The organism is Thiomicrorhabdus marina (genome assembly GCF_017571465.1).
GTDB lineage: Bacteria > Pseudomonadota > Gammaproteobacteria > Thiomicrospirales > Thiomicrospiraceae > Thiomicrorhabdus > Thiomicrorhabdus marina.
The window spans coordinates 96,991-114,204 of the sequence record NZ_JAGETV010000006.1 but is presented as its reverse complement, the minus strand read 5'-3'; the positions used below and the strand labels follow the sequence as shown (position 1 = coordinate 114,204).

Below are 17,214 nucleotides of genomic sequence, written 5' to 3'. Positions count from 1 at the left end.
AAATGCTCGATAAAAACCTCAACATTATGGTTCTGGACGACGACCCCTTTATTCTGAAAATGATGCAATTGATGCTGCAACAACGCGGTCTAACGAAAGTACGGACGTTTGAGCTGGCTCGCGATGCCTTAGAGGAATGTAACACAGGAATTCGCCCCGACATTCTGTTTTTAGATATAAATATGCCAGATATCGATGGTATTCAAGTATTGCGATTAATGCATCAGTCTAACTTTTCCGGCAGCATCATTTTCTTAAGCGGAGAAGATGAACTAATGCATAAAACCTTATTCAAACTCGCTAGTTTGCAAGGTTTGAATGTTATTGGTTCGTTACATAAACCCATTCAAGCAGACGCTTTGAATCATCAATTGGCTCGCACGCAAAAACGTTTTCTGCACCACTTACAATCATCGCATCAACGACGCCAAGCACTGAAATTGGATAGCAGACAACTCGTGATGGCTTTACATCATCGCGAACTGACTAATTTTTACCAACCGAAAGTCAGTCTACGAACCGGACTCTGGCTCGGTGTAGAATGCTTGGTACGCTGGCAGCATCCTGAACTGGGCATGATTTCCCCTAAGCAATTCGTTCCACTTGCCGAAGAGTCGAACTTGATTACCGACATCACTCGTCAGGTTATTAAACAAAGCATTGAAGATTTTCACGATTGGGATCCTGAACAAATGCCAAAAATTTCCATCAATCTGTCGATGCAAGATCTGACTGATGTAAATTTCTCGGACTTTCTAATTCAGACCACTCAGATGCAACACTTTTCTCCGCGACAGATCACTTTTGAAATCACCGAAAGCCGTTTGGCAAAAGATTTAGCGCCTGTGCTCGATATATTAGCGCGTCTAAGGCTACATCGTTTCAAACTCTCGATTGACGATTTTGGAACCGGCCATTCATCGCTCCTACAACTTAGAGATTTGCCTTTTGATGAACTGAAAATAGACCAAGGATTTGTCCACGATGCTCATAACGAGCACCGAATGAATGCGATTGTTAAGGCCAGCATTGCACTGGCGAAACATTTAGAAATGGAATCAGTCGCCGAAGGCGTAGAAACGATTGAAGACTGGCGTAACATGCAAACTCTCGGTGCCGACATTGCGCAAGGCTACTTTATCGCAAAGCCGATGCCTTTTGCAGAACTGGAAAACTGGCACCAACAATGGCGGCAACGCATTCAGCAAGAAAACCTGCTCACGCCCCTTATCTGAGAAAACACAGAATAAGCCCACATTGACTTCAGCAAGAAGTTTATCTCTTCAAACGAAGAACTCGACACTCAAAGGGGTAAGTCGAGACAGGGGCTTTGGAAAATTTGGACTTGTTCTACGTTTCCCTAAAAAAATCTTTAACCGCGCGCCGAGATTAGCCACGCTTGGTGAATCTTACTATTGCGCTTAAAATCTTGCGGCATGGTTGCAGCAGTAATATCTTTCACATCAAATTGCATCTCGACCAACTCGTCCATTTTGAACTTACGCAAATTGTTCGAGAAAACCATCACCCCGCCCGGATTCAATAGCTGCATTGCTTTACGAATCATCCAGCCGTGGTCACGCTGAATATCCAACACGCCTTCCATTTTCTTCGATGACGAGAATGACGGCGGATCGATAAAGATAACATCGAATTTTTGTTTCGGTGCTTCGGCCTGCTCAGCCAACCAAGCAATGACATCAGCGCGCTCAACTTGATGCTTCTGTTCGTCAATCTTATTCGCCCAAAAGTTATGCTGCGCCCAGAATAAATAAGTCTTTGACATATCCACGCTCAAACTCGACTTAGCACCGGCCATCGCCGCCTCGGCACTGGCTGTAGCGGTGTAACAGAACAGGTTCAATAGACTCTTACCTTGGCTCAGTTCGGCCACCTTAGCGCGCACATCGCGGTGATCCAAGAACAGACCGGTATCGAGATAATCGGTAAAGTTAACGCGTAACTTGGTGCCGTTTTCGATAATGGTAAAGAACTCTTTCTGTTCGTCCATACGCTCGTACTGCGATGCGCCCTTCTGGCGTTCACGCACTTTGAAGATAATCTTATCGGCGCTGATTTCAAACACTTCCGGCAGTACCGACATCACTTGATACAAACGATTCTTAGACTTACCACGATCAACCGATTTTGGTGGCGCGTATTCATTTACTACCAGCCATTCACCTTCTTCAATGGTGTGGTAATAATCGATAGCAACGGCATATTCCGGCATATCGGCATCATATACACGGTAGGCGTAAACCTTGTTTTTATTGGCCCACTTACGCAATGTCTTCAGATTTTTGCGAATACGGTTAGCCACCATCTGCGCACCGTCACTTTCCGCCATTTGCGGCAGGAATTCTTGCACCTGTGATGCCAGTTCCATACCACCTTTTAAGGTCGGCTCACGATGTGCTTCTTCTGTAATATCGAAGCGCAATAACTTACAGCTTAACGGACCGTTGGCAAAATTATGCGAACGTTTCGCCTTTAGACCAAGATACATTCCTAGCTCAGGGTTACAAGTCAGCAGCGCTGCCTGCCAGCCGTTAAATTCGTTTTTCAGGTAGTCTCCCAGCTCGGCATACAGATGCTTCACTTCATCGATTTCCCCAAGGCGCTCGCCATACGGCGGGTTACAAATTACCAAGCCCGGTTGCCAATCGCCCCAACGACGTCCCTGCTCCACCGTCATCTGTTTAACTTCAATCGAATCCGAATAACCGGCTGAAGCAATCGCTTCTTCGGCAATATCCAAGGATTTATGCGAAGCATCTGAACCGTAAATATCCGGCAGATTACGCAAACCTTCCTCTTCACGGCGTTCGGCTTCTTCAACCAACTGCTTCCACAACGCTTTGTCGTGCTGCTTCCAGAAGTTCAGCTGCATCTCATCGGCTTTAATCAAGCCCGGTGCTAAGTCCGAAGCAATCATCGCCGCTTCCACCAAGAAAGTCCCTGAGCCGCACATCGGGTCATACAAAACACCACCCTGCTTGGCGATTTCCGACCAACCGGCACGCAATAAAATTGCTGCCGCGACATTCTCTTTCAGCGGTGCTGTCACTTGCTGCCCTTGTCGATAACCACGTTGATGCAGGCTATAGCCGATTAAATCGATACTCAGAGTCAATTGGTTACGGTTCAGGTGACCGTGCACTCGGAGCTGAGGATTCTTTTTATCGACAATTGGACGATCATCACAATGCTCACGGAAATAATCGACGATGCCGTCTTTGATTTTCAAAGCACCATAATGCGTATGGTCGATGCCCATGCCTTTACCGGAGAAACTAACCGAGAAAGAACCGAAAGCATCCATATGCTGTTGCCAATCAATCTTGGCCACTTCGGTAGTTAAAGCTTCTTGGTTTTCAAGCTTGGTTTCCAAAATCGTTAAAAAAATACGGTTGGCGGTTCGCGACCACAAACAACAACGGTATAGGGTTTCAATATCGGCAATAAAGGTCACTCCACGCGGTTGCGCCTTAGCATCAGTCGCCCCTAAACTGATAAGTTCTTCACGGCAAAGCTCATTCAAGCCTTCGGCAGTGGTGGCAAAACAGGTAAACTGATCGGCGGTCGTCATAGGAGATTCCTTATCATTCTTAGTGCCGCTCATTTTATCCGCTTTTGGCTTTTCCTTTAGCCTTGTTTGAGTAGAATAGGAAAACAATTTGATAAATATAAAATAGCAATTAGAGGTCTCAATGACTCAAGCGGTAGCAACCTTTCAGAAAGCATGGCATAAATTCACCCAACCGGTTCTTAGCATCGGTAGCATTTTACTCATTAGCAGTGCCTTATTCAGCACTCCTTCGCATGCAGAAACTGAGCCGAGTTTTACTGCCCAGCAACAGCAAGAATTCCAGATTTGGCTACAGGACTTTTCGAAACGCGCTATGGCTGAAGGCATCTCCAAAGCCACACTGGACAAAGCCTTTACCAATATTCAACTGAGCAACAAAATCTTACAGATGGATCGCAAACAGCCGGAGTTTACGCGAACTTTTTTCGAGTATCTTAGTAGAGCCGTATCAAAAACTCGCATCGAAAACGGTCGTGAAAACCATGTGCAAAACATGAAACTGCTTAAAGCGGTCGAAGACAGATATGGCGTGCCAAGCGCCTATCTAGTCGCATTTTGGGGAATGGAAACCAACTACGGTGGCTATACCGGCTACGATCCGATTATTCAGTCATTGGCGACGCTGGCTTTTGACCCTCGTCGCAGCGAATTCTTCAGTAAAGAGCTCATCGCCGCTTTGACTATTCTTGACCGAGGCGATGTCTCTTTAAGCGATATGCAAGGCTCTTGGGCCGGAGCAATGGGACAAGTGCAATTTATGCCAACCAACTATCTGCGTTACGCAGTGGATGGTGATGGAGACGGTAAAGTCAATCTATGGACTAGCACAGCTGACGCACTATTTTCGGCTGGTAATTTCCTCAACCAACTTGGCTGGCAGCGCGGCCAAGAATGGGGCTTGGAAGTTAAACTGCCGAAAGGTTTTGATTTATCCTTAGCCGATAATAAAACCAAACGTTCTATCAACGAATGGCAAGAATTAAACATTAAGACTACCGAAAATCAAACACTCCGCAACGCTATCAACCCTGCAATACAGGATGCAATCTTGGTTTTACCGAGCGATTATCGCGGCCCGACCTTCTTGGTTTTTGATAATTTTAAGGTGATTAAACGCTGGAATAATTCAACGAACTACGCCATTGGTGTTGGCTACCTCGCCGACCAAATTCGTTATAAAGCGCAATTGACTAAAGGTCAGCCTGCTGACGACAAAGGCCTGAACCGTAACCAGGTGATTGAAATTCAATCTCTTCTCAATGAGCTAGGCTTCTCTGTTGGTAAAGCGGACGGAATTGCCGGCGGTATGACTCGATCAGGGCTACGCGCTTTTCAAAAATCAATCTCAATTCCTGCCGATGGTTACCCATCAGTGCGGATGTTGAATTATTTACGCTCTGCATTAAAACAGAGTAATAACGACAGTTAAGGAAGCGCAGAACACGTCCCCATTGACGTCAGCGAGGAGTTTGAAGCTTCGCCCATAGGAGCTTTGCAATAATGAATCGATTACCCGATAGACCGAATAAAACCAAGATAAAGCCGGTGGCTTTTATCTTTTGGTTATTACAGGCACGTCTGCTGATTCTAAGTAATCAAATTCAGCGAGAAAAAACCGAAAAAAAATAAGCAATAAAAAAAGCCTTCAGAATGAAGGCTTGCAAGAAAGAACGATCGTCTTAGATTTGTTGGTAAGGAGAATCGCTCACAACAAAATCGTCATCATCAAGATTAAGCCCAATTTCTAAGGACGAGAGGCTAGCAAAATTTTCTCCGCCACTAGAGAAATGTTTACTCAAATCCATCACTTGTACCAGCTGACCGATTAAACCGTCAAATTCCATTGAATCTTGACTTGTTTCCAAAATATGTACTAAAGCTTCCGTATTCCCTACTGAGAAGGTTGCTTCGGACACATCAGCTTCAGCAGAAGCGGTCAGCTCACCGGTTAATGCTTCCTCTAAGCTCAACTCACTAACTTGCTCGCGTGCAGCATTAAGGCCTTCCGTTAGTAAATCCTGACTTTGCATCTGTTCAGCTTCAACTTCCAAAAACAACGAATGATCCTCCAAAAGTGCAGAATCTACAAACGGTGATGTGTCCATTGATTGATTAAGCAAGCTATTAAGGTTCGTTAAAAGTTGACTTAAAATATGATCTGGATCTGCCAACGCAATCTGCACGACAGCATGCTGAAAACTGGATTGGCTTACTTGCGCTTCAGAGAGAGGATCTACCGACACGCCAAGAACATCCTCGTCAATAAGCAACTTTTGCTGAGCGGCTATCAATACAGATCCGTGCTCACACTCCAGCATACACTCTGAGTTTTCAGCAGCGACAACAACCGCATTCAATGCAACTTCGTCACCGACTTGCGCCAGATATGCTTTACCTTCAGTAACAATGGTCACCGAGCCAGAAATGGATTGTACCGTTGCGGACTGCATGAGCATCTCCTTAATCTCAAACATAGCAAGTAAGCTTTATTTACTGACAATAGTACGCAAAAGACAAACAAATTAATATTGTCCCCAAGTACAGTAAAGATAAAAAACGAGAGCAGATAAGCGCTGATTTATATAGAAAAAATCGTAAGATAAGAAAAGACGTTAAGTTACAAAAAAGGCTCCACAAGGGAGCCTTTTTCAAAATCAAATAGAAATTATTCTATTGATTACAGACCTAGATCTAGCATGCTACCCAGATCAAGTGCATTGCCGCCTAAATCAAGGATTGCCAAAATACCGCCATCAGACGCAGACGCTTCAGCAGATGCGCTTCCAGAACCACCAGTTAGGCCACCTAGAAGACCGTCTAGCGGGTTAGCGCCTCCAAGATCTAGCATATCAGTTAGACCAAGACCGCCTAGATCACCAAGGCCGCCTAAACCTCCAGCAGGAACCATAGAACCAATAATTCCAGTATCGGTATCTAAAAGACCATTGAAAGTAGTATATGCAGGCACTACGTCATGCGCGATACCAGCGATTGCGATTACGTCATCACCAAGCATTTTAGGGAATACACCTGGAATAATTGCACCTTCTGTACCTGTAACGTGGTTGAACAGTTGAACCACTTTATCCACAGAGTCTTCACCAGCACGATCAGCCATTTCTTCTGAACTTAGTGTTGTTCCAGCAGGAACAGTACCTTTAAGCAGGTGGCCACCTAGAGAGATTTCGTGAAGCAGGTTAGTTACTGGGCTAGCAATACCGTCATTAGCAACAAAGTTAGCAATGAAAGCGTTAATAACTGGCTCAGTCAACGGAATAGTTTTCAGATGACCAACAACAGCACCTAGTGCATCACCACCCAATTCAGATTCCGAATTAGCAGGTGCAAGAGCACTAATAAATGCAGCAGCAGTAGGCGAACCTAATAGTTTACCTTTAACAATCTCAACTGGATCAGCAGCAGGAGATAGAGTGTGAGCAAGATCGATAATTGAGGAACCAGCTGGTACATCGTTTTTAACAAAGCCAATGATGTCCATGATGTTAGTCGAATTTTCACCTTCGAAACCGAAAGCAGAATCTTCGAAACCAGTAGGCGCTTTAGTTTTTAGAATATTTACTACTGAGAACAATGCGTCTGAGTTGTCAGACTTATCTTGGTCGATAAGAATATTTAGTGCCATCTTTTATTTACTCCGAATATCTTTTTGAAATAAGAGTTTCATCTGTTTTGTTGTAAAACGAGCTATTTAAGTGCTTTTATGCTCGCTTTCAGATTTAACGGAGGCCATATTAACCAATGAAGTAAATATTCTCTACACCATTTACCGACTTTTTTTACTCACAAAAAATAAATCAAAATAATATTCTTTAATTTCAACAACTTACAACAAAAAAAGCTTAATCATATTTTTTTATAGAAACATTAAAAATGCATTTTTCAGTCAATACTAATATAGACTTTAGGCGCATTAAGTTCTCGATCTTGCAACAAATACGTCTTGATAAGGAAACATAAACTATTCAATATCGAGCAAAATACATCACTAGGTTGCAAAAAAGGATATTCTAGCTCTAAGCAGAAGTTTTATTCTCTTTACGAAAAAAAAGTTCATAAATAATCAATAACACAGCGCCAAGCGAAATGGCTACATCAGCAATATTAAAGGTTGCGTAATGCCATGTACCGATATAAAAGTCGATAAAATCAGTAACACGCCCTTCTAAGATACGATCAATCACATTACCAATTGCCCCGCCGATAACCAAATTCAGCGCTACGACTTCAGTCGTTATTTTTGCCGGTAACTTTTTCAGCCACCATAGCATGAAAGCCGTCATAACAAAGGCAAGCCCGACAAAGAACCAACGCTGCCAACCACCGGAATCCGCCAGAAAACTAAAGGCCGCGCCATAGTTATACGCCAGTGTCCAATTAAGGTGATCAATCACCGGTACCGGCTCACCGAAAGTCAAATTGCTGACTGCAAGATATTTAGTGATGTGGTCGATAACGATTACCAGAACGGCAATCCAAAGGGTTTTTAAAGCAGTCGAAGTCATTATCGTGAGCCTTTAAAAGTTATAAAAAAACCACGCAGATTTCTCTCGTGGCTTTACTAAAATCTTATTTATAGAACATCTATTGTATTCATAATTTTCTATTTAGGTTAGCGGATAGATTGAGGCAATTCTAGGCGGGAAATGTGAGGCTACAAATTGTAGCTGACCATTTTCCAACAACGAAGTGTCCAATCTAGTCCTAAGATAAATCTGAAAATTAAGCGAAATGACGCGTCTCGCCATTACCCTCGGTATTATCAACACAACGCTGACATAAATCTTCATGCCCTTCAATTGATCCCACTTCTTCACGGTGATGCCAACAACGCGCACATTTTGCATGCTTAGTTGCTTCTGCTTTGATGAATACATCGTCACAGTCAGTCCCTTGAACAAAACCAGGTTTTGTAATAGTGGCATCTTCAGCATACGCAACTAGCTTTGCTTCAGAAGTTAACAATACAAAACGTAATTCATCACCTAGTAGCACTAATTTTTCATAAAGAGTTTCATAGCAAGAAAGCGTAACTTTAGCTGTCAAAGACCCTTTAATCACTTTTTCGTTACGAAGTTTTTCGAGCTCTCTTGAAACATCAGAGCGAACTTTCATGATAGTGCTCCAAAACTCTGAATTCATCTCAGCCGATTCATCAAGTAATTGGAAACCATCATTTTCATACCACTTTGTGACAAACACGGTTTTCTCATGTTGACCCGGTAGCTCTGCCCAAATTTCTTCAGCGGTGAAACTTAAGATTGGCGCAATCCAACGCGTCATCGCTTCAACAATGTGATAAAGCGCAGTCTGTGCAGAACGACGTGCCAGGCCATCTGCTTTACAAGTGTATTGGCGGTCTTTAATCACATCCAAGTAGAAAGCACCCAGCTCAATCGAGCAGAAATGCGTGACTTTTTGGTAAATATCCAAGAAGTTATAGCTGTCATAAGCCGCAATAATCTCATCCTGCAATTTAGCGGCAAAACCAATTGCCCACTTGTCCAGCGGTAGCAAATCTTCGTAAGCGACCATATCGGTTGCCGGATTAAAGCCGTTGATATTCGCCAATAAGAAACGCGCAGTGTTACGAATACGGCGGTATGAATCCGCAGTACGGTTAATAATTTCATCAGAAACCGTCATTTCATAACGGTAATCCGCAGCTGAAATCCATAGACGAAGAATGTCCGCACCATATTTATTAGAAATATCTTGCGGTGCAACCACGTTACCTTTCGATTTCGACATTTTCTTACCGTCTTTATCAACGGTAAAACCATGTGTCAGCACCTGCTTGTAAGGCGCTTGACCATCAGTCGCCAACGCCGTTAACAATGAAGACTGGAACCACCCCCGATGCTGATCGGAACCTTCAAGATACAAGTCCGCAGGCGCAGAAAGTTCTGCACGCTCTTTTAATACGGTTTGATGCGAAATCCCTGAGTCAAACCACACATCCAAAATATCCGTCACTTGCTCGTAATCATCGGCTTCGGCGCCCAAGAACGCATCCACATCCAAGTCATACCAAGCATCGATTGATTTCTCTTCAACCAGATCCGCCACTTTTTTCATTAGCTCAACGGTATCAGGATGCATTTCTCCAGTAACTTTATGCACAAAAATTGCAATCGGCACACCCCAGAAACGCTGACGCGAAATACACCAATCAGGACGCCCTTCAATCATGCCTTCAATGCGGTTTTGACCCCATTCAGGAACCCACTGAACAGATGGGATAGCTTTCATAGCGCCATCACGTAAACCGGCTTGTTCCATAGAGATAAACCATTGCGGCGTGGCACGGAAAATCAATGGCGTTTTAGTACGCCAGCAGTGCGGATAGCTGTGCTCGATAATTTCAATATGCACCAAGGCCGCATGTTCTTTTAGTACTTCTAGCACATGATCATCAACCTTAAGCACATTCTCGCCTTCAAAGATTGGCGTGCCGGCAACATAGTTACCGTTATTGTCTACCGGACAATCCACTTCTAGGTCGTATTTCTTACCGACCTCGAAATCCTCAACACCATGCCCCGGTGCAGTATGCACACAGCCAGTACCCGCATCAGTGGTTACGTGCTCACCTAAAATCAGCGGCACGATTCGCTCATAGAACGGATGTTGAAGACGAATCAAATCAAACTGCTCACCACGACCGTAGGCAATCACTTTATATGTATCAAAGCCCCAACGATCCATCGCATCTTTAATCATCGCTTCCGCTAAGAACAGACGCTCCGGACCGTTTTCACCTTCGACCTGAACCACGGAATATTCCAATTCAGGATTGATTGAAACCGCTTGGTTAGCCGGCAAAGTCCAAGGCGTAGTGGTCCAGATAACCACCGACAGCGGCCCTTCACCTGTGTGGTCTTCAACATGATGACAACGCTTAAAGAATTGCTCTTCATCCACCACTTTAAAACGAACATCAATCGATTTAGAGCGTTTGTTTTCGTATTCGACTTCCGCTTCCGCCAGTGCAGAGCGTCCGCCGACAGACCAATAAACCGGTTTGGTGCCTTTGACTAAATGACCGTTTTCGATGATTTTCGCCAAAGCACGGATTTCGTCCGCTTCGAATTTAAAATCTTTGGTCAAATAAGGATTACTCCAATCTGCCATCACACCCAAACGCTGGAAATCAGCCATCTGACCGTCAACTTGCTTTTGCGCGTAGTTACGGCATTCTTGGCGGAATTCAGTCGCGCCAATCTTCTGACCAACCTTACCTTTTTTCTTCTCGACATTCAGTTCAATCGGCAGACCGTGACAATCCCAACCCGGTACAAAAGGCGCATCAAAACCGCTAAAGCCTTTCGACTTAACAATCATGTCTTTGAGCACTTTGTTTACTGCATGACCGATATGGATATTACCGTTCGCATACGGAGGACCATCGTGCAAAATAAATTTTGGTCGCCCAGCCATGTGCTCGCGCACGGTTTGGTATAGATCATCCGCCAACCATTGTTCTACCTGCTTTGGCTCACGATTCGGCAAGTTGCCGCGCATCGGAAAACCGGTTTCCGGTAGGTTCAAAGTTGGTTTATAGTCTTTCTGATTGCTGTCTTTGCTCATGCAATTCACTCTCTAAAACTTAGCGGTCATACCGCGACTCAAAATAATTAAATACTAAAAAACTTGCGCGCTTGTTGCGCATCTTGACGAATCTGAGCAGTCAGCTCGTCAAGACCATTAAATTTCATTTCCGGACGGATAAATTGGCACAGCGTCACATTAATATGGCGGCCATACAAATTCTGATCCCAATCGAAAAGGTGCACTTCAATCGACGGGCGAATACCGTCCACCGTCGGGCGCAAACCTAAATTCGCCACTGCGGGCCAAGGTTTATCGGCAATGCCTTCCACCGTGACCGCAAATACGCCTTGCACCGGCATCTGAATGCGCTTTGGGTTGATATTCAAGGTCGGAAAGCCGATGGTTCTGCCCAGCTTTTGCCCATGAATCACTCGGCCGTTAAAGCCAAACGGCGCGCCCATTAATTTCTCGACGACAGCCAAATTCGGTTTAGCAAGCTCGGCACGAATGCGGGTGCTGCTGATACGCTCTTGTCCTTTGCAATGGGTCGGCATATCGGTAACGCTAAAACCATGTTGCTCACCTTGCGACTGCAAAAACGCATAGTCACCCTTACGCTCTTTGCCAAAGCGAAAATCATCACCGATAACCACATGCTTGACCGATAAGTCTTCGAGCAAAATCTGCTGTACAAATTGCTCGGCACTTAAATTGGCAAACTCAGCATTGAAACGCACACACAATACATAATCGATATGGGTCGAATCGAATGCCTGCAACTTTTCACGCAGGTTCATCAATCTAACCGGCGCTTTTTCCGGCGCAAAAAACTCAATTGGTAGCGGCTCGAACACCATGACCACGCTTGGCAAATTCAAATTTTGTGCCTGTTCGCTCAATGCCTGCAAAACCTGACGGTGCCCTAAATGGATACCGTCAAAATTGCCGATGGTCAGCACGCAGCCTTTCGCAAAAATGTCTTTAAAGCGTTTTAAATTGTGCAGTCCGCGAATCAGTTGCATGGTTTTCTATTCAGTTACGGCGCCGTTCGCCTTGTTACATTGCATCGGCGAAGAATCGATTCATTTTCGCCGGAAAAAGTAAACAGCAGATTATAGCCGATAGCCCCACCTAAGTCAGTGCTAAGTCAGCGGTTTATTTACCTTTTTCAGTCAGTAAGCAATTCACTTAGCTACGCAAAAGACGTTTTGGGTTAACCCCAACCGCAATCAATGCCACAACATAAACAACAATAGAACCGAACACCAATCCCAATAACCAGCCAAGTCGATGCCAAACATCAAACTCCAGCCAAGCACTAACGTCTGGATTGAGCCATAATAAAAAGCCGATTAAGGCAACATTGGCGGCAATAATTTGCACCGTCATTTTCGACCAACCTTGCAATGGTGCAAACACGTCTTGTTTACGCAGATACCAATACAGCAGACCGGCATTAATAAAGGCGGAAATAGACGTTGCTGCCGCCAGACCAACGTGCGCAAAGGGGCCGATAAGTAACAGGTTGAAAATCATATTAGTAACCAAAGCGACAATCGCCACCTTAACCGGTGTTTTCATATCTTTACGCGCATAGAAAGCCGGTGCCAAAATCTTCACTAAAATAAAACCGAGCAGACCGAAAGAATAGGCCATTAAACTGGCTCCTGCCATGGAAACATCATGAGCGGTAAAGGCCCCGTAATAGAACAGACTGATAATCAAGGGTTCGGCCAACAGGAGCAGCCCGAGCATAGCCGGCACGCCAATCAAAAACACCAAACGCAATGCTGAATCCAAATCTTGCTGAAACCCTTGCCAGTTTTCGTTGGCGGCTTTTTTTGACAGTCCCGGCAATACCACCGTCGCTAAAGCGACACCAAACACCCCTAACGGAAATTCCATCAACCGGTCGGAATAGTACAGCCACGAGACCGAACCGGTTACTAAGAACGACGCCAGAATGGTGTCCACCAAAAGATTGATTTGCGCGACAGAAACGCCAAACAATGCTGGAATCATTAAGCGTTTTACTTCGCTCACACCTGGATCGCTTTTGCGGGTCGGGTGCGGCAATAAACCAAGTTTATATAGAAACGGCAGATGAAATAACAGCTGAACCACACCAGCAACCAGAACCCCCCACGCCAGCGCCATAATCGGCACATCCAACAGCGGTGATACAAATATCGCAAATGCAATTAACACCAAATTCAAAAATACCGGCGTAAAAGCGGGCACGGCAAACTGATTATAGGTATTAAGAATCGCCGAAGAGAAGGCAACCAACGAAATCAGTAAAAGATACGGAAAGGTAATTGCCAACATATCCGCAGCGAGCTGAAACTTCTCCGGTTCATCCATAAAGCCCGGGGCAAACACCATCATCCACAAAGAAGAACCAAAAACCCCAAAAGCGGTCAATAACAGCAATATTCCACCGAGCCGATAACTAATGGCATCGACCAATAACTTGACCGCTTCCTTACCGCGCTTCTCTTTGGCTTCCGCCAACACCGGAACAAACGCTTGTGAGAAAGCCCCTTCAGCAAACAGACGGCGGAAAAAGTTGGGAATTTTAAAAGCCACAAAAAACGCATCCGCACCGGCGGTTGCCCCAAAATAGCGAGCGATGACAACATCACGAACAAATCCGAGAATGCGGGAAATCATGGTCATACTGCCGACGGTAGCCGTCGCCTTTAGAATCTTTTTCAACTCAATCGCCTAGAGAATAGTGGTTAATTTTAGGGAATTTTAGCAGAGCTCCGCTCGGCAATTAATGCCATCCTGACATCAATCTAGTTTTTTATTGGATTCAAGCAAAAATTAATCAATATTGAAATCAAAAACTCTTGGGTTTTATGCACTGTCATCTACCCTTAAGTTGTGCCAATATAAAGCCTAAGGAAGTTGTTTCCGACTATGAAAATTTGACTATTCTCTTTGCCGAGATAAAGGAAGTCCTATGAAAGCGGCAGAACTGTTCGTACGTTGTTTGGAAAACGAAGAGGTTGAGTATATTTTTGGCATTCCCGGCGAGGAAAATCTCGACCTGATGGATGCCCTACTCGATAGCGATATCCAATTTATTCTCACTCGCCACGAACAAGGCGCCGCTTTTATGGCAGATGTCTATGGTCGCTTAACCGGAAAAGCCGGTGTCTGCCTGTCAACGCTCGGGCCAGGCGCAACCAACCTGGTTACCGGTGTGGCCGATGCCAATATGGATCGTGCGCCAGTGGTCGCAATTGCCGGTCAAGCAAGCTCCAACCGCCTGCACAAAGAAAGCCATCAAGTATTGGATTTGGTCAACCTGTTTGAACCAATCACCAAATACAGTACGCAGATTCTGACACCGGAAGTCATTCCAGAAGTGGTTCGCAAAGCCTTTAAAGTCGCCGAAGCGGAAAAACCTGGTTGTAGCTTTATCGATTTCCCGGAAAACATTGCCGAAAAACGTCTCCATAAAAAACCGCTTAAACGCCAAAGCCCATTGCCGTCTTTTGCGCACAGCGCCAAAATCACTCAAGCAGCCGAACTTGTCAGCGCGGCTAAGTTCCCGATGATCATCGCCGGTAATGGCGTGATTCGCTCTAACGCCAGTCACGCGCTGGTAGAATTCGCCACCAAGTTAAATATTCCGGTCGCCACTACTTTTATGGCTAAAGGAGCGCTACCTTGCGATAATCCGTTGTCTTTGGGAACCATCGGCCTACAAGCACACGACTATATTTCTTGCGGTATTGACCGCGCCGATGTGGTGATTTGTGTTGGTTACGACATTGTCGAATATCATCCGTACCTATGGAATAAAAACCCAGACCTGAAAATTATTCATATCGACTCCAAGCCGGCCGAGGTAGACGAATTCTATATTGTCGAAGCCGGTCTAATTGGCGATATCGGTAATGCACTGCAAGGCATTGCCGCGCAGAGTAACCGCCACGCCAACAGTCCTTATCTACCAATTAAACGTGAAATTGAACTGCATTTCCACGAGTTCGATAAAGACGACAGCTTCCCGATTAAACCGCAGAAAATTTTGCACGACCTGCGCCAAGCATTGAATGCCGAAGACATTGCTATTTCCGATGTTGGCGCGCATAAAATGTGGATGGCACGGATGTATCAAACGCTGGCACCAAACACCTGCATTATCTCTAACGGCTTCGCATCGATGGGCATTGCGTTGCCTGGCGCGATTGCTGCCAAACTGGCTAAGCCGGAACGCGTTGCACTTGCCGTGACCGGTGACGCCGGCTTTATGATGAATATGCAAGAAATCGAAACCGCGGTGCGATTGCAGATTCCTATTATCGTGCTGATTTGGAATGACGCCAGTTATGGACTGATTAAATGGAAGCAAATGAATCAATTTGGACGCGAGAGCAATATCGCTTTCACCAATCCCGATTTCATCAAATTGGCGGACGCTTTCGGCGCAAAAGGCTATCGTATTGAATCGGCGGAGCAACTGCTGCCGACACTACAGCAGGCTATCGAAGATAACTGCGTGGTATTGATTGATTGTCCGGTTGACTATTCAGAAAACCTTAAGCTAACTGAAGAACTCGGTAATATGACTTGCCCAGTGTAACCATCGATTTTATTACAGGCATAAAAAAACCGAGCATGAGCTCGGTCTTTTTCAAACGCTTGTTAAGCTAGACAATTAAGCCATTGCTTTGATGCGAGCGTTGATACGGCTTTTGAAACGCGCAGCTTTGTTCTTGTGGATGATGCCTTTACGCGCCATACCGTCAAGTTTAGATTGAGCAACACGGAAAAGTTCGTTTGCTTTATCTTTGTTACCAGTTTCGATTTCCGCTAGTACTTTTTTCACTGCAGTACGCATGTCAGAACGCATTGCTACGTTATGGATACGATTCTTTTCTGCTTGGCGAGCGCGCTTAGTCGCTTGTGCTGAGTTTGCCATGTTTTAACTCCATGTGGTTTTACGTGTTAACGATCCGTAGACCTATCAATAACAATTAACACAACATCTAAATCTTATTCGAAGACGCGATTCAGATGACTATTGTGACTGCACAAATAGATCACGTAAATTTGAAGAATCGGATTATCCACTTTCTTAACACAAAGTCAAGAAAATCATAGACACGCTAAATAACGAAGGCGCAAACGCGCGGCAATATGTTTTGTTTTGGTAAAAACTGTTGGAAATCATCTTAACCTTTGCATTTTTCTGCTGTAATCTGAGGACATAATCTCACAGACTTTTGGACAGCAATGAATATCTCGGTCAGCGCATTATTTGGTTTTATTCTAGGCATGGGGCTGTTCGTTGCGGCTGTCATCCTGAATACGGATAACTATCTAATGTTTTTTAGCCTGTCGAGTTTACTAATGGTTGCCGGCGGCACTATTGCCGCAGCCATGATCTCTTACGACGGTCGCTATGTTGCGCTCGCCTTTAAAGAAATGGGATCAACCCTGCTCACTTCCAAGGTCAACCCGGTCAAACTCTACGAAGATGTCGGTATTCTTATCGACTGGTCAAAAATCATCCGCAGCCAAGGCTTAATTCGTCTGGAGCGTGTTATCGAAATGCCCGAAGAAGGCCAAAGTTTTCTTAATCAATCTTTTGTATTTTTACTTTCCGGCTATAAAGGATCCCATCTAAACAACCTTCTGCAACATTCCAGAGCATCGATGTATGAAAGTAATATGCGCCCGGCTAAAGTTTTACTGACTATGGCAGCGACCGCACCGGCTTTCGGCATGGTCGGTACCCTAGTCGGCTTGATTATTATGTTGAATTCAATGGAAGGTGATCCATCAAAAATAGGCGGCGGCTTGGCAGTGGCATTATTAACAACACTATATGGTGTCTTAATGGCACAACTGATTCTAAAACCAGCCGCCAGAAAGCTGGAACACAAACAAGATCTGGAAGCGCAACGCAATCTGATTCTGACCGAAGGTATCGTGCTACTTTCCGAAGGCGCATCGCCAACCTTAATTGAAGACACCATGAACTCCTATCTGCACCCTAGCTTTCAATTCCGACGCGCAGATCGATAGGA

At 44.9% G+C, this 17,214-nt stretch carries 13 protein-coding genes; 5 read left to right on the top strand and 8 right to left on the bottom strand.

The features are described from left to right. Positions 1–2: 2 nt before the first annotated feature. Positions 3–1,235: an EAL domain-containing response regulator gene (locus J3998_RS05295; RefSeq protein WP_208148429.1), complete on the top strand. Its 1,233-nt coding sequence runs from the start codon at positions 3–5 to the stop codon at positions 1,233–1,235. A gap of 137 nt (positions 1,236–1,372) precedes the next feature. Here J3998_RS05295 and rlmKL read toward each other — a convergent pair whose 3' ends face one another. Continuing rightward, entirely contained in the window at positions 1,373–3,592 is a 2,220-nt protein-coding gene (gene rlmKL / locus J3998_RS05290) for a bifunctional 23S rRNA (guanine(2069)-N(7))-methyltransferase RlmK/23S rRNA (guanine(2445)-N(2))-methyltransferase RlmL (protein ID WP_208148428.1), read from the bottom strand. A gap of 121 nt (positions 3,593–3,713) precedes the next feature. Between rlmKL and J3998_RS05285 the strand changes: the two genes are divergently transcribed. Together J3998_RS05285 and J3998_RS13375 are read left to right on the top strand one after the other, a co-directional pair. Next, the gene (locus tag J3998_RS05285) at positions 3,714–5,021 is read left to right on the top strand and encodes a lytic murein transglycosylase (protein ID WP_208148427.1); all 1,308 of its coding nucleotides are present in this window, start codon (positions 3,714–3,716) and stop codon (positions 5,019–5,021) included. A gap of 71 nt (positions 5,022–5,092) precedes the next feature. Continuing rightward, the gene (locus J3998_RS13375; RefSeq protein WP_279576220.1) at positions 5,093–5,221 is read left to right on the top strand and encodes a hypothetical protein; all 129 of its coding nucleotides are present in this window, start codon (positions 5,093–5,095) and stop codon (positions 5,219–5,221) included. A 50-nt stretch (positions 5,222–5,271) separates the two neighbouring features. Here J3998_RS13375 and J3998_RS05280 read toward each other — a convergent pair whose 3' ends face one another. The 6 genes from J3998_RS05280 to murJ form a co-directional block, all read right to left on the bottom strand. Continuing rightward, on the bottom strand, positions 5,272–6,042 hold the full coding sequence (locus tag J3998_RS05280; protein WP_208148426.1) for a hypothetical protein: 771 nt from the start codon (positions 6,040–6,042) through the stop codon (positions 5,272–5,274). A 227-nt stretch (positions 6,043–6,269) separates the two neighbouring features. After that, positions 6,270–7,235 (bottom strand): hypothetical protein, encoded by a 966-nt coding sequence (locus tag J3998_RS05275; protein WP_208148425.1) that lies wholly within the window; start codon positions 7,233–7,235, stop codon positions 6,270–6,272. Positions 7,236–7,626: 391 nt separating this feature from the next. Then, positions 7,627–8,115: a signal peptidase II gene (gene lspA / locus J3998_RS05270; RefSeq protein ID WP_208148424.1), complete on the bottom strand. Its 489-nt coding sequence runs from the start codon at positions 8,113–8,115 to the stop codon at positions 7,627–7,629. 217 nt (positions 8,116–8,332) lie between these two features. Beyond that, positions 8,333–11,200 (bottom strand): isoleucine--tRNA ligase, encoded by a 2,868-nt coding sequence (gene ileS / locus J3998_RS05265; protein ID WP_208148423.1) that lies wholly within the window; start codon positions 11,198–11,200, stop codon positions 8,333–8,335. Between the two features lie 47 nt (positions 11,201–11,247). Beyond that, positions 11,248–12,186: a bifunctional riboflavin kinase/FAD synthetase gene (gene ribF, locus J3998_RS05260; protein WP_208148422.1), complete on the bottom strand. Its 939-nt coding sequence runs from the start codon at positions 12,184–12,186 to the stop codon at positions 11,248–11,250. A gap of 166 nt (positions 12,187–12,352) precedes the next feature. After that, the gene (murJ, locus tag J3998_RS05255) at positions 12,353–13,882 is read right to left on the bottom strand and encodes a murein biosynthesis integral membrane protein MurJ (protein WP_208148421.1); all 1,530 of its coding nucleotides are present in this window, start codon (positions 13,880–13,882) and stop codon (positions 12,353–12,355) included. A gap of 250 nt (positions 13,883–14,132) precedes the next feature. On the opposite strand from murJ, the gene J3998_RS05250 reads away from it, so the two are divergent. Continuing rightward, positions 14,133–15,764 carry an acetolactate synthase large subunit gene (locus J3998_RS05250; RefSeq protein WP_208148420.1) on the top strand — a complete coding sequence of 544 codons (1,632 nt, stop codon included), beginning with the start codon at positions 14,133–14,135 and terminating at the stop codon, positions 15,762–15,764. 75 nt (positions 15,765–15,839) lie between these two features. Here J3998_RS05250 and rpsT read toward each other — a convergent pair whose 3' ends face one another. After that, entirely contained in the window at positions 15,840–16,103 is a 264-nt protein-coding gene (gene rpsT, locus J3998_RS05245) for a 30S ribosomal protein S20 (protein WP_208148419.1), read from the bottom strand. A 314-nt stretch (positions 16,104–16,417) separates the two neighbouring features. Here rpsT and J3998_RS05240 point away from each other — a divergent pair, with 314 nt between their 5' ends. Further along, entirely contained in the window at positions 16,418–17,212 is a 795-nt protein-coding gene (locus tag J3998_RS05240) for a motility protein A (protein ID WP_208148418.1), read from the top strand. Positions 17,213–17,214: the final 2 nt, after the last annotated feature.

Coding starts and splice junctions, on each gene's coding strand:
- J3998_RS05295 (WP_208148429.1), top strand. CDS start 3: ATGCTCGATAAAAACCTCAACATTATGGTTCTGGACGACGACCCCTTT.
- rlmKL (WP_208148428.1), bottom strand. CDS start 3,592: ATGACGACCGCCGATCAGTTTACCTGTTTTGCCACCACTGCCGAAGGC.
- J3998_RS05285 (WP_208148427.1), top strand. CDS start 3,714: ATGACTCAAGCGGTAGCAACCTTTCAGAAAGCATGGCATAAATTCACC.
- J3998_RS13375 (WP_279576220.1), top strand. CDS start 5,093: ATGAATCGATTACCCGATAGACCGAATAAAACCAAGATAAAGCCGGTG.
- J3998_RS05280 (WP_208148426.1), bottom strand. CDS start 6,042: ATGCAGTCCGCAACGGTACAATCCATTTCTGGCTCGGTGACCATTGTT.
- J3998_RS05275 (WP_208148425.1), bottom strand. CDS start 7,235: ATGGCACTAAATATTCTTATCGACCAAGATAAGTCTGACAACTCAGAC.
- lspA (WP_208148424.1), bottom strand. CDS start 8,115: ATGACTTCGACTGCTTTAAAAACCCTTTGGATTGCCGTTCTGGTAATC.
- ileS (WP_208148423.1), bottom strand. CDS start 11,200: ATGAGCAAAGACAGCAATCAGAAAGACTATAAACCAACTTTGAACCTA.
- ribF (WP_208148422.1), bottom strand. CDS start 12,186: ATGCAACTGATTCGCGGACTGCACAATTTAAAACGCTTTAAAGACATT.
- J3998_RS05250 (WP_208148420.1), top strand. CDS start 14,133: ATGAAAGCGGCAGAACTGTTCGTACGTTGTTTGGAAAACGAAGAGGTT.
- rpsT (WP_208148419.1), bottom strand. CDS start 16,103: ATGGCAAACTCAGCACAAGCGACTAAGCGCGCTCGCCAAGCAGAAAAG.
- J3998_RS05240 (WP_208148418.1), top strand. CDS start 16,418: ATGAATATCTCGGTCAGCGCATTATTTGGTTTTATTCTAGGCATGGGG.